General features: G+C 69.5%; 11 protein-coding genes and 1 pseudogene. 8 read left to right on the forward strand and 4 right to left on the reverse strand.

Annotated features, from left to right (window positions below; all coding sequences use genetic code 11):
• The first annotated feature begins 219 nt into the window (after positions 1–219).
• The 3 genes from RCR19_RS33460 to RCR19_RS33470 are packed head-to-tail and all read left to right on the forward strand — an operon-like array spanning position 220 to position 5,002.
• Positions 220–2,139: an amidase gene (locus RCR19_RS33460; protein ID WP_331268500.1), complete on the forward strand. Its 1,920-nt coding sequence runs from the start codon at positions 220–222 to the stop codon at positions 2,137–2,139.
• The gene (locus RCR19_RS33465; RefSeq protein ID WP_331268501.1) at positions 2,136–2,312 is read left to right on the forward strand and encodes a hypothetical protein; all 177 of its coding nucleotides are present in this window, start codon (positions 2,136–2,138) and stop codon (positions 2,310–2,312) included. Before RCR19_RS33460 ends, RCR19_RS33465 begins: the two co-directional genes overlap by 4 nt.
• The gene (locus RCR19_RS33470) at positions 2,309–5,002 is read left to right on the forward strand and encodes a hypothetical protein (protein WP_331268502.1); all 2,694 of its coding nucleotides are present in this window, start codon (positions 2,309–2,311) and stop codon (positions 5,000–5,002) included. Before RCR19_RS33465 ends, RCR19_RS33470 begins: the two co-directional genes overlap by 4 nt.
• A 300-nt stretch (positions 5,003–5,302) precedes the next feature.
• Here RCR19_RS33470 and RCR19_RS33475 read toward each other — a convergent pair whose 3' ends face one another.
• The 4 genes and pseudogenes from RCR19_RS33475 to RCR19_RS33490 form a co-directional block, all read right to left on the reverse strand.
• On the reverse strand, positions 5,303–6,142 hold the full coding sequence (locus tag RCR19_RS33475) for a helix-turn-helix transcriptional regulator (protein WP_331268503.1): 840 nt from the start codon (positions 6,140–6,142) through the stop codon (positions 5,303–5,305).
• A gap of 7 nt (positions 6,143–6,149) precedes the next feature.
• Complete coding sequence (locus RCR19_RS33480) at positions 6,150–7,139, reverse strand: aldo/keto reductase (RefSeq protein WP_331269625.1); 990 nt, start codon at positions 7,137–7,139, stop codon at positions 6,150–6,152.
• Positions 7,140–7,977: 838 nt separating this feature from the next.
• Positions 7,978–8,145, reverse strand: a pseudogene (locus tag RCR19_RS33485) (SDR family NAD(P)-dependent oxidoreductase); the annotation flags it as partial.
• Between the two features lie 35 nt (positions 8,146–8,180).
• Positions 8,181–9,074 carry an NmrA family NAD(P)-binding protein gene (locus RCR19_RS33490; RefSeq protein WP_331268504.1) on the reverse strand — a complete coding sequence of 298 codons (894 nt, stop codon included), beginning with the start codon at positions 9,072–9,074 and terminating at the stop codon, positions 8,181–8,183.
• A gap of 364 nt (positions 9,075–9,438) precedes the next feature.
• Between RCR19_RS33490 and RCR19_RS33495 the strand changes: the two genes are divergently transcribed.
• From RCR19_RS33495 to RCR19_RS33515, 5 genes are all read left to right on the forward strand, one after another.
• Complete coding sequence (locus RCR19_RS33495) at positions 9,439–9,867, forward strand: MarR family transcriptional regulator (protein WP_331268505.1); 429 nt, start codon at positions 9,439–9,441, stop codon at positions 9,865–9,867.
• Positions 9,868–10,654: 787 nt separating this feature from the next.
• The gene (locus RCR19_RS33500) at positions 10,655–10,900 is read left to right on the forward strand and encodes a transposase (protein ID WP_331269626.1); all 246 of its coding nucleotides are present in this window, start codon (positions 10,655–10,657) and stop codon (positions 10,898–10,900) included.
• 393 nt (positions 10,901–11,293) lie between these two features.
• On the forward strand, positions 11,294–11,740 hold the full coding sequence (locus RCR19_RS33505; RefSeq protein WP_331268506.1) for an SRPBCC domain-containing protein: 447 nt from the start codon (positions 11,294–11,296) through the stop codon (positions 11,738–11,740).
• Positions 11,737–12,105: a metalloregulator ArsR/SmtB family transcription factor gene (locus RCR19_RS33510; protein ID WP_331268507.1), complete on the forward strand. Its 369-nt coding sequence runs from the start codon at positions 11,737–11,739 to the stop codon at positions 12,103–12,105. The genes RCR19_RS33505 and RCR19_RS33510 overlap by 4 nt, the downstream gene beginning before the upstream one ends.
• Before the next feature lie 13 nt (positions 12,106–12,118).
• Complete coding sequence (locus tag RCR19_RS33515; RefSeq protein WP_331268508.1) at positions 12,119–12,601, forward strand: hypothetical protein; 483 nt, start codon at positions 12,119–12,121, stop codon at positions 12,599–12,601.
• The last annotated feature ends 149 nt before the right edge of the window (positions 12,602–12,750 follow it).

The following is a 12,750-nucleotide window of genomic DNA, read 5'->3' on the forward strand; positions in this document are numbered from 1 at the left end:
TCCCGCACGTTTCCGGCGGCGCCGATTTTCACGCCCGCGACACCCGCGCGAAATAAAGTGCCCAACTGCATTCACGGTGCATCAAACTCCAGGTCAGACGGCTTCCGCGCACCATATTCGCGACCTAAAGTCTCCTCGCGGGACGCGAGTACTTCGCGCTGGTCCTTTCTTTCTCCACCGCAGAGGACAGGAAAGCTGTACATGACGGCAGATCGTTCCATGCCTACCCGTAACCCGCGCACCACCGATTCCTCCCTCGCTGAATCCGCTCCCGCAGGCGGTATGAGCCGGCGCGCCGTGCTCGGCGGCGCCGCCGCCATGACGGGTGCCGTCGCGGTCTCCGCGGCCGTCGCCACCCCGGCCTCGGCGACCTCCGGCGGCGCCGCCTCATCGACCGCCCGGCTTATCGCCGCCCTCCCGGCGGCCTCCGGCATCAAGAAGCGCTCCCGGCTCGTCGACTACGAAGTGGTCGAGCTCGCCTCGCTGTTGCGGGCCGGCAAGGTCACCGCCACCCAGGTGACCAAGGCGTACCTGGACCGTATCGACCGTTTCAACGGTCCCTTCGAGACCTACGGCGACAACGGCCTCTACAACGCCTTCGTCCGGATCGACCGGGCGGGCGCGCTCGCCGCGGCGGCCGCCGCCGACACACGGTTCGCCCGCGCCCGGCACACCCACGAGGAACTGCCGCCGCTGCTGGGCATCCCGTTCGGCATCAAGGACTCCGTCGCCGTCAAGGGCCTCGACGCCAAGGACGGCAGCCACGCCTTCGACGGCAACACCGCGCTGCGGGACGCCACCGTGGTGCACCGGCTGCGTGAGGCGGGCGCGGTGATCCTTGGCCATACCGTCGCCTCGGCCTTCTCCGGCTCCATCACCGGCACGTTCGCCGGCAACGCCTGGAACAAGGACTACGTGCCCGGCGGTTCGAGCCAGGGCTCGGGCGTCGCGCCGGTCGCCCGGCTCGCGGCGGCGTGCATCGGCGAGGAGACCGGCGGCTCCATCATGATGCCGTCGGCGGCCAACGGTGCGAGCGGCATCAAGCCGTCGCTGGGCACCACGTCGGTCGCCGGCCTGATGCCACTCTCTCCCGGCTACGACGTGCTCGGCCCCATCTGCCGCTCGGTGCGCGACGCTTCGCTGGTGCTGTCGATCGTCCTCGGCCCCGACCCGGCGAACGACCCGCTGACGCTGTCAGCGCCCGAACCGTTCCCGACGATGCCGCTGAGCGCCCGCAAGGGCCGCCGCCCGCTGGCCGGTGTCACCATCGGCATCCCGCAGACCGACTGGATGCGCACCAGCCGCGGCATCCAGGCCGGCACCTCCCCGCAAGGCACCTACGACGCCGACCACCTGGCCGCCTTCAACCGGCTCAAGCAGCAGCTGGCGTCGCTGGGCGCCACGGTCAAGGAGTTCACGGGCCTGGACGTCACCGACCCGGCCAACGACCCGTACTTCTCCAGCAGCGACGTGCTGGCGACCGTCGACGGCTCCAACATCTCCCCGTCGTCGGCGGTGCTCAGCCCCAACCGCTACGAGATCCGCTACTGGGACGCGGTCAAGGACTTCGCTGCCACCCGCCCCGCCGACCAGGCCGCCGTGCTGCTGGCGCAGTACGGCCGCAAGGCGCCCGGCGAGACGTCGGCGTCCTTCGAGTCGGCCACCCGCCTGGGCGGGATGATCCCGGCGTCGGTGCGCGTCGAGGGCGAGAAGCGGCGCCGGCAGCTCCAGGCCAACTACCAGGCGGCGCTGGACAAGGCGGGCGTGGACTTCATGCTTGTCTTCTCGCTCGGCGCGCAGATCGGCCTGCGGACCGGCGGCGGCTTCCCGGTCTACCGGGCCTACTACCAGCTGCCCAACGCCCTCGCCTGGCCGATGGTCTCCTTCCCGGTCGGCTACGACAGCACCGTCGGGCTGCCGATCGCCGCGCAGTTCTGGGGCCCGCGGTTCAGCGAGCCGGAGATCGTGCAGGCCGCGATCGACTACCAGGAGCACTTCCCGCAGTACCACAACGCCGCGCCGCCGGACCCGGTGGCCGACACGCCCAAGGTAGCGCCGCGCGTGCTGCGTTCGGTCGAGCCGGCCACGCCGCCGGAGCTGTCCAACGACCCGCTGGTGGCCGAGGAGGCGCTGCGATGAGCTTCCTGACCGTGGGCTGGCAGCCGGTAATCAACGCCGGGCTCCCGCCGCAGCACCCGGGGGACGACGCGTCGCCGGTGGCGACGGTGGGCTGGCTGCCGAAGCTCGGTACCGCCTTCTACCCCTATCCCGACGACGATCCCGAAGCCGAGGAAGGGATGGTACGGCCGTGAGCGCGCGAACACGCGTACGCACAGGTATGCGCATACCCAGACCCGTGGTCGCGCTGGCCGCGGCCGGCGCCCTGGTGACGGCGGTGCTCGGCGCCGCGGGACCGGCGTCCGCCGCGTCGCCGGGCACGGAGACGGCCTCCGCCCAGGTGGCGTCGGGCGAGGGCTGGACGGTGACGCGCGGCGCCGCCGGCTACACCGTCTCGCTGCGGCTCGGCAGCCCGCTGCCGATACGCGACGACATGCCCGAACTCGTCGCGGACGGGCTCGACCTGGGCCCCGCCGCGGAGTCCGCCGACGGCCGCACGCTGACCGCGACCACCACCGATCCGGCCGTCGCCAAGGCGTCGTCGATCGCGTGGCAGTGGTCCACCGGCGGTTCGAGCACCGCCACCGGCCCCGCCTCGCTGCCCTCCGCCGCCGACCAGCTCGCGGCCCAGCGCCGCACCCTGGCCAAGGGCGGCAAGGACGGCCACCCGTCGCCGTACCACCCCGGCGGCAACGGCAACACGCCCGCCGACCCGACGACGGTGGGCCCCGGCTCCTACACCGTCGCCGACTACGACTTCGGCGCGCAGTCCATCGCGCTGGCCGACATCGGCGGGATCCGCGGGGAGTTGGAGGGGCGCATCTACGTCCCCACCGACCACCGCCCGCACCCGCTGGTGATCTTCCTGCACGGCCGGCACAGCTCCTGCTACAACACCACCACGCTCAAGGGCGCCAGCGGCTGGCCCTGCCCGGCCGGCACCACGCCCATCCTCAGCTACGCCGGTTACGACGGCGCCGGCGAGGCGCTCGCCGCGGCGGGCTACACGGTGGTGTCGATCTCGGCGAACGCGATCAACGCGAACGACAACCAGCGCTCCCCCGACGACGGAGCCGGCACCCGCGGCAAGCTCGTGCTGGACACGCTGACGATGCTCAAGGCGGTCAACGCCGGCCACTCCGTCAGCTACCACGACGACGTCACGGGTCAGGACGTCGACTTCGACCAGGCGCTGGCGGCGGGACGCTCGACGTACCCCGAAGGCACGATGACCGCACGGCAGTTCGCCGGCTCGTTGGACTTCAACAGCATCGGGCTGATGGGCCACTCGCGCGGCGGCGAGGGCGTGGTCACCGCGGCCACGCTCAACGAGGGCCTGCCGCACCCGTGGGCCATCAAGTCGGTCTTCGCGCTCGCGCCGATCGACTTCACCCGCGTCACGCTGCCGGACGTCATCACCACCACGCTGCTGCCGTACTGCGATGGCGACGTGTCCGACCAGCAGGGCCAGCACTTCTACGCCGACTCGCGCGACGGTACGTTCGCCGACGACGTGCAGCGGTCCGACATCTGGGTGATGGGCACCGACCACGACTTCTACAACACCTCGTGGACACCGCCGTATCCGGGCGCATCCGACGACTGGTCGCAGGCCGACGACCCGGTGTGCGGCACCAGCGCCACGGCGCTGGCCTCGGGCCAGAACATCCGGCTGACGGCCGCGCAGCAGTACCAGGTCGGATCCGCCTACATCGCCGGCTTCTTCGAGTCCTCGCTGGGCCACCAGGCCTCCTTCCAGGGCATGTTCGACGGTTCGGGCACCGAACCGCCGTCCGTGGCGGGCTACGCGGACGTCCGTACGGTCGCGCAGCAGCCGGCCTCCACCCGCAGCGACATCACGACCTTCCAGTCCGCCTCACCGCAGGTCACCGCCACCGGTGACGTCACGGCGACGGTGTGCGCGAACAAGTACGGGCGCACGGTGCCGGAGCCGCTGCCGGACTGCACCCTCCCGGGCAGCACGCTGACGAACCAGCAGGTGCCGTACTGGACCCCGGCGAACTACGCGCCCAACGTGCCGCTCAACCCGATGACGCACGTGACGTGGACCGGGACCGGCGGCGGGGTCGCCGTCTCCGTGCCGGCCCGTCAGCGGGACGTGTCACGCTACGACGAGATGACCTTCGACATGTCACCGGACGAGAGCGTCGCCTCGGCCACCGACATGACGCTCACCGTCACCGACACGTCGGGCCGGCACTGGAGCCAGCCGGTCTCCGCCCTCAACCCGTGGGCGGTCACCCGGATGCCGGCCAGCACGTCCAACAGGCTGGGCAAGATCGTGCTCCAGCAGGTGCACGTCCCGACCTCCACGCTGCGCCGCGCGGGCCTCGACCTGCACCGGCTGGCGTCTGTCCGCTTCACGCCCGTCGGGGCGGCCGGCGGCACGTACCTGTCGGACCTGTCCTTCGACACCCCGTCGATGGGCACCCCGCACTCCCACTCCCGCCCCACGGTGAACGTCGACTCGACGTCGGCGGAGGAGGGTTCGGGTCCGTCCACGGCAAAGGTCGCGGTCTACCTGTCCCGGCCGAGCACGGTGCCGGTCACGACCTACCTGACCGTGCTGGGCGCCACGACCGGCGCGCTGGGCCCGGTGATGTCCCAGGTCACCTTCCATCCGGGCAGCACCTGTGTGGCGGTGCCGTTCCCGATCACCGGCGACACCCTCCCCGGCGCCGCCCCGAGCACCGCCTTCAAGACGGCGGTCTCCGTCTCGACCAATGCGGTCCTCGGCGCGAACGACTTCGCGACGATCACCGTACGCGAGGACGACGGCATGACCGGCACGACTCCGCCGATCCCTCCGGTCGGCCCGCAGGGTGACGTCTGCGCCCCCCACCGCATCCCGACCCATCACTGAGCCCCTGACCCACTGACCTTCTGCCCCTACGACACCGACGCCGCCCCGCCCAGCCGGCGGGGCGGCATTGCGTCCGCTGCTCGGCCGGCCTCGCGTCCGTACAGGCCACCAGGCCTCTTTGGGCGTGGTCGGGGGCGTGACATCCGGGGGTTGATGCCTCGTCACCGGATGTCGGGTGCGGAGGCTGCTTGCCGGAGGACCGGCGATCCCCGGAGTGCGCCTCGGGTGGGGCGGCGACGGTCTTGTGGTCCCTGGAGCGTCAGCCGGTTTCCTCGGCCGTGCCGCACCAGTGACGGGGCGTCAGGTGGTGAATTCCTGGGTGCCGAGTACGCCGAGGAAGGCGAAGCTCTCCGCGGTGGTGGACCCGGGTTGCGGGCGAAAGATCACCATCCGGTGGCCCGTGGTGTTGCTGAGGACGACGTCGCACTGCACATCCAGCGTGCCGACGTCCGGGTGGTTGAGCTGTTTGCGGGTGGACTGGAGCGGCTCGACGGCCATGTCGTTCCAGTAGTGGGTGAACTCCTCGCTGCCGCGCAGCAGGTCACTCACCAGGCGCGCGGCATTGGGGTCCTCGCCGCGGCGGCCGGTGCTCGCCCGGAGGTCGGCCGCGTAGCCGCGGCCGATCGCCTCGTGTTCCCCGGGGGCGTTGAGCGAACGGGAGGCGGGGTCGGTGAACCATCGCCAGGTGACGTTTCCGTCCCTGTCGTCGCCCGTCTCCCAGGAGCCGACCAGGGCCCGGCTGAGCCGGTTCTGCGCCAGCATGGTGTTGAGGTCGTCGGTGACGTGTGCGGGCACCCCGGTCAAGGAGTCCAGCAGAAACATCATCGCCGGATCGACGTAGCCGCTTCCCGCTCCGCGTGCAGGGGGTGCGTACCCGGCGAGCCGGTACAGGTGGTCCCGTTCGTCCACCGACAGGCGCAGTGCCCGGGCGAGGGAGCCGACCATCGACTCGGAGGGGTGCGCGTTGCGCCCCTGCTCCAGGCGCTCGTAGTAATCCGTCGAGACGTCGGCCAGCAGCGCGACCTCAGTCCGCCGAAGACCCCTGGCGCGGCGCCGGCCACCGGCGACGAGCCCGACGTCGGCCGGCAGGAGCGCCTCCCGCCGGGCCCGCAGGAAGCGGCCCAGTTCACCCTGGTTCATCGGATCGTCACTCCTGGACGGCCTGCATGGCCTGCGGGACGTAGCGTGCGCCGGCCACCTCGTCGGCCGGGATGGCCTCGTTGAGCAAAGCCAGCGTAGCGTCGTCCAGGACGATCGTTGCGGCAGCGGCGTTCTCCTCAAGGTAGGGGCGCCGCTTGGTGCCGGGGATTGCGGTGGCGCCCTGGGCGAGCACCCAGGCCAGGGCCAGCTGTCCGGGGGTGACACCGGCCTTTTCGGCGATGGCGCGGACGCGGTCGGCCAGGACGAGGTTGTGGTTGAAGTGCTCCTCGCTGAAGCGGGGAGCGGTGCGGCGGAAATCGTCCGCAGGCAGGTCGGCCACCGAGCGCAGGGTGCCGGTCAGCATCCCGCGGCCCAGAGGCGAGTATCCGACGAAGCCGATGCCCAGCTCGCGCACCGTATCGAGCACACCGTTGGTCTCCACGGTCCGGGTGAACAGCGAGTATTCGGTCTGCACCGCGGACAGCGGGGCCGCGGCGTGGGCCGCCCGGATGGTCTCGGCGGACGCCTCGCTGATGCCCAGGTAGCGCACCTTGCCCTCGGCAACGAGCTCGCCCAGGGCGCCGAAGGTCTCCGCCGCGGGCACGTCGGGGTCGACGCGGTGCTGGTAGTAAAGGTCGATGCGGTCCGTGCCGAGCCTGCGCAGCGACCCCTCCAGCGAACGCCGGATGTAGTCGGGTCTGCCGTTCGGTCCGCCGACGATGTTCCCGTCGTCGTCCAGGGTGACCCCGCCGAACTTCGTGGCCAGCACGATCTGGTCCCGGTACGGCGCCAGGGCACGCCCGACCAGTTCCTCACCGGTGAAGGGACCGTAGAAGTCCGAGGTGTCGAACAGTGTGACACCGAGTTCGACCGCCCGGTGCAGGGTCTTCGTCGACTCCTCGTCGTCCCGGGTGCCGTACATCGCCGTCATGCCCATGGTGCCCAGACCCTCGACCGAGGTCACGAGGCCCTGGTTGCCGACCGCGTGCTTGTTCATGCTCATGTAGTTCTCCTGCCGTGATCGGCCGACGTCGTTCGGCGGCCTTGAGAAGAGGGTCTGCCAGTTCTGCGTGAGTTCCCTCGTCCTGCCAGGACGACCCTGCAGACACCTCACGCACCGTCTGCCGGACCGGCCGTGCCGGGCGACGCAAACCCGCGCACGCTCTGCTGTTCCACCACATCCGCGAACACCTTCTTGCACATCGCGTGGAAGTGTGGCGGTGCTCGCGCCGGAGGAGCAGCGACAGCCGTCCGAGGGCGTTCCCTGGTACCGGGCTCACCGCCCGGTGAGCGCCGCGGGGCTGGTCAGCGGTGGCTGTTGGGGACGAGAAGGTCGCCCAGGCCGGAGTTGGCGAGGAATTCGGCGCGGATACGGTCTCCGACGGCCCAGACGACCTCGCTGCCGTCGTGGCTAGGGTCGATGTGGACCCGCCAGGGGCGGGCACCTGGGGGTGCGGCGACGGCCTTGACGATGGCGTCGGCGACCTCCTGGACGGAGGCGTCCTTGGGGAGGAGCGCGGCCAGGCGGTCGGGAACGGTTCGGATGGCCTCACCGTAGAGGTCCTCGTAGTCGGCCGCGCTTTCGGTGTCGGCGGGCGTAGCAGCGTGGGTGGAAGCGGTTGGTGCCCGACGGGTAGGCGCCGGGCACCACGATCGTGGTGTCGATCCCGAAACGGATCAGCTCGGCCCGTCGGTGGGCCCGAGGAAGGTGTGGGCGCCGAAGCCGGCGTTGTTGACCAAGATGTCGAAGCTCTCCGGGTTCCATTCCTCCCGCAGTGTCGAACGCAGGGTGGCGTGAAGTCGGCGAAGGCGGTGATCTCGGTGGTGTCGAGCCGCAGAGCCCTCGCGTGACGGCCGCGGGCGGCCACGGCTTCTACGACCTCCTTCGCCTCCTTCTCGGGGGAGCGGTATGTGAAGACCACATCGACGCCGTCGTCCGCGAGGGCCTCGACGATCGAGCGGCCCAGACCGCGGTTCCCACCGGTGACGGGAGCGAGCTGGATCTCTCACGGGTTGGGAGTCCTCGGCGCCGTGTGGGTTATCGGCCGGCCCCGGAGTTCTTGATCGCGAAGGCCAGGGCGTCGTTGAGCGAGGTGCTTCCGCGGCGGACGTCCGCTCCGGCCGGCGGCTCGACGAGCCCTTTGTTGTGGGCGTCGAAGAATTCCGCGTTCAGCTTGGCGAACGCCGGTGCCGCACCTGCCGCGGTTACGGTGGGTTCCCACTCCTCGCGCGGGAGCTCCAGGGTGGTGATGTCGGTGCCGGTGGCCGCGGCCAGCGCGTCGGCGACCTCCCGCGCGGTGTAGCGGCGCGGCCCCTCCACATGGACGACTCGCCGCGATCCGGCCTGCGGCGGAGCTGAGAGCAGGATGTCGGCGGTGATCGTGCCGACATCCGCGGCGTGGACCATCGGCAACGGCCTGTCCAGCGGCTGGTGCGGGCTCGCGAGCGTCCCCGTCTTCAGCGCCACCGGCACCTGGCGTGCCCAGTTGTGCATGTGCTCGGCCGAACGCACGAACGTCAGCGGGTTCGGCAGCTCGCTCAGGCGCACCTCGATCTGATGGAAGAGGGCCGGGATGCCGGTGCCGGAGGGGGTCTGGGCTCCGTAGTCCGAGATGACCAGGACCGGGAGCGAGGGGAAGGCAGACAGGCCCTGGACCAGCGACTCGGCGAGGGCCGCTGTCACCCCGTCCGGGTCCTCCGCGACCGGGGACAAGGGGAAGATCACCTGCACGCTGTCACATCCCTCGACGGCGGCGGCGATGGCTTGGGGATCGAGCAGATCGGCCCGCACCACGGCGGCCGCTCCCTCGATCCGCGTGTCAGCGGGCGTTCGCCACACCACCGCCCGCACAGTCGCGCCCGACTCGCCGAGGCGACGGACGGTGGCAGACCCGATGTGACCCGTGGCTCCGAAAACCGTGATGGTATCCATGCTTGTACGGTAAGCAGAAGCACATCATCCGTCAAGCAGACGGTCTATGGATGCTGCTCATAGTGGCGGCATGCCGGGCGTGCGCGGCTTTGATGAGATGAGGGCGTCGCGCGCGGCGCCACACGCAGGCCCGGACTCACTGGGGTGTCCGTATCGACCCGGCCTGCACGGCGCCCCGCCGCCCGTTGCGGCAGTCGCCCTTCGCGGCGCCCGGGGTCGAGCTCCCTGGCGGGCGTCAACTCCCGCGTCGGCGGCACATCCCGCGCGAGTGCTTCAGTCGTTCCGGCGACGGGGATACCTGGATAGTAAGGACCGTCAGATCATCTACATCAGAGATAATCTCAAGCAGCGGTACACTCGCTGCATGTCAGATTCAGATCGCGCAGATTTGGGTGCGCTGTTCGCCTGGGTCACTGACCGATTGGTTGAGGCGGAGGCGCCACTGCTGGCCGCAAACGAGCTGACGATGTGGGAGTACATCGTCCTCGACCGACTCTCCCGCGGCGCCGCGCCGAACCAGCTGACGCTGGCGCGTGAGATCAAGCACGACAAAACGCGACTGATCACGCTGCTCGACCGGCTCCAGAAGCGTGAGCTGATCGTCCGGAAGCGCGACGCGGCGGACCGCCGGTCCCAGACGGTCTCGATCACCGACCAGGGCCGCGTACTCCACGCGACAACTCAGGCGGCGATCCGTGAGATGGAGGACGAATTCCTCTCCGTCCTCGCCCCGGCCGAGCGGCAGTCGCTGCTTGCAATTCTGCCCAGACTCGTTCCCGAAAAGGGCCTCTGACCCCCTCATCGGCGTCTGCCGTCCGGATGCTGGGGATGAAGGAGGACAGTGGCCCCTCGGACGGACGCGGGCATGCACGCCGATTGGCAGGCATTTCTTCGTCTCCTGCTCGTCGACAGCGACGGAGGACTCAGCCTCCGCAATAGCGAACTCCATGATCTGTCTGACACGGAGACGGCCCCTCAGACGGTGGCACTTGTGCTCCTGGCCGCGCTGTATGTGACAGCACACGCTCACCAGGCGGCTGCACCTGCCTCCGGGATCTGAAAGGAGCAGTGGCGAGGCTGATGCTGTGGACGGCAACGCTTCAGGCCAGTGCAGCGAGTGGAAGTCGGCAGCGCCACCATGTTCCGGGCCACTGCGGCCCAGCCGGTTCCAGGCCGCGTCGTGGGCGGGACTGGCTGGGCGGCGGCATCAGCTCCGCTGAGCGTGCTTGTTCTTCCAGTCGACGAGTTTGGCGTGGACCATCTGCGCGTGTCCGAGGCTCCCCTTGAAGGCTCCGGACCGCAGGAGCGGCCAGTCGTCGGTCAGTTCCTTTCCGATGGAGCCGGCCAGGCCGTCGTCATCCCACCCCCAGGTGGACCCGACCTCGCGATGCCGCTCCGAGAATAGTGTGATTCAGAGGTGTTCGCCTACGCCCAGGCCGAAGGCGTCGAGCTGCGCCTGGACGCCACCGAGATCCAGGTCCGCAGGCCGCCGGCCGGCCGCGGCGGACGGCGGGCGTTCGTCCCCGGCAAGAAGAAGGCGACCAGGCAGTGCTCCGGGTCGCGACTTTCTCGGCGGGGTGATGGCCTGGCCGGGCAAGTTCAAGAAGAACGCCCCGGACTGGTACGAGGAGATCTACGAACGCCAGCGCAAAGCGCACTCCTCACGCCGCATCCGCGTCGAGCACGGCATCGCCCACCTGAAAAACTGGCGCGCCCTGGCCCGCCACCTCGGCCGCCGCGAACACATCAGCGACACCGTCCAAGCCATCGCCGGCCTGCTGTCCCACCAACAGATCACGGACCCCAAATCCGCACGGCAGATGTGAACCCCGAGCCCCACAGAAGTCCTCGACGTCTCACTGCCTACCGTGCACGAGCTCGTTAATGGCACGCTGAACTCACCGTCTCCAGGGATGACGCGGCATGCGACTCGTGGCCGTCATTCGGGTGGCGAGGGTGTGGCTTGACTAAGTGGTTGGCTCCGGAAGTCCTTCGGGGTTGACGCGGAGGTTGGTTTCGTGACCAAGGCGCGCAGGTGTGCCGACCGCTGGTGGGATGCAGCCCTTACGGACTTTGAGTAGCCCACGGCCCTCACCCAGCCCCCTTCCATCATCACCAACCAACGATGAGCACCTAGGTGCAACCCTTGGGTTGCACTTCAAGGATGGGATGTGCAACTCTGAAGTTGCACTCAATGGCAATAGCAGAGGAGTCCCCTCATGAGCGAGGACCGGATCGAACGCGAGACCCTGATCGCGGCATCCCTGGAGCGGGTCTGGTCGCTGGTGGCCCAACCCGGGTTTTGGGTGGCCGACAAAGCAAGCCTGCCCGGCACAGTGGCCAGGGAAGGCGAGTCGATGACGGCGAAGAACGCCGAGCACGGCGACTTCCCGGTGCGCGTGGAGAAGATCGAGCCGCCCACGTACCTGGCGTACCGCTGGACCAGCGCGTTCCCTGGAGAAGAGCTGCGCGAGGACAACAGCACCCTCGTGGAGTTCACGTTGACCCCGGAAGGCGACCAGACGCGGCTGCGCGTCGTCGAGAGCGGGTTTGCGGCGCTGGCCGGGTCCGAGGAGCTGCGCAGTCAGAATCTGAAGGACCACAGCGAAGGCTGGCCCCTGGAGCTCGACGCGCTCAAGACGCGCGCCGAACAGCCCTCCACGTGACGGAAGAACGTCCCGGCGCCGCCGAGGTCGTCGACAGTGTCCTCGGTGCGCTGGCCGACCCGACGCGACGTCAACTGCTTGACCTGCTCGCCGCTCAGGGCGAGGCCACCGCGACGGCGCTGGCCGAACACCTTCCCGTTTCGCGGCAGGCGGTGGTCAAGCACCTTGCCGTTCTGGACGCAGCCGGGCTGGTTTTCGGCAGCCGGGTCGGGCGCGAGGTGCGTTACGCGGTGCGGCCCGCGGCGCTGGACACGACGGCACGCTGGATGGCCTCGCTCGCGGCCGACTGGGACCGTCGGTTGGCGCACATCAAACGCGTCGCTGAGGCAGCGGAGCGGGATTCGAGTTCAACACGCCCCGACTGAAGGAAAGCAGGCTATGGACACGACAGTACTTCGCAGCGCCTACGAAAGGTTGCTCGATGCGGCGGCCATCCCCGACCTCGGCGACGCGGACGATGGAGGATGGAATGCCGACCAGATATTGGCCCATCTCCTTAGCATCGATGCCTCGATCGCAGCGGTTGCTCTGGGCGTCGTCGCCGGCTCGCGGCCCACCTTCGACAATCGGATCTCCCTCGACACCTGGAATCTTGACCGGATCATCACCGGGCACTCAGGCCGGGCGGACCTGATTGATCACGTCCGGAGCCAGGCTACGGTCCTGTGCGACATCGCCGATCAACTCAACGAAGAAGCCGCCTCGGTTGCGGTGCCGTCGCTCCTCCTGTCCAATGACGCACTCGTGCTGGACCAGCCAGTTCCGCTGGCAAGCCTCATCGATGGCCTCGCCGAAAACCACGTGCCCGTGCATACGCAACAGCTCCTCGATCTTCGCGTCGCCGTCCCTGGGCACGTCTGAAAGGCGGCGCCTGAGTCGAACATCGGGCGCGTGATCCCCCCGTCTCCCTTCGAGGACCGACTGCGTGGACCGGGCGGCTCCGCCGCCGTACTGCGCCCTACAGGCATATGTCGGCGCTTACGTCTCGCAGAAATAGGTAGTTCCGCCAG

This window comes from Streptomyces sp. WAC07094, from assembly GCF_036320405.1.
Classification (GTDB): domain Bacteria; phylum Actinomycetota; class Actinomycetes; order Streptomycetales; family Streptomycetaceae; genus Streptomyces; species Streptomyces lannensis.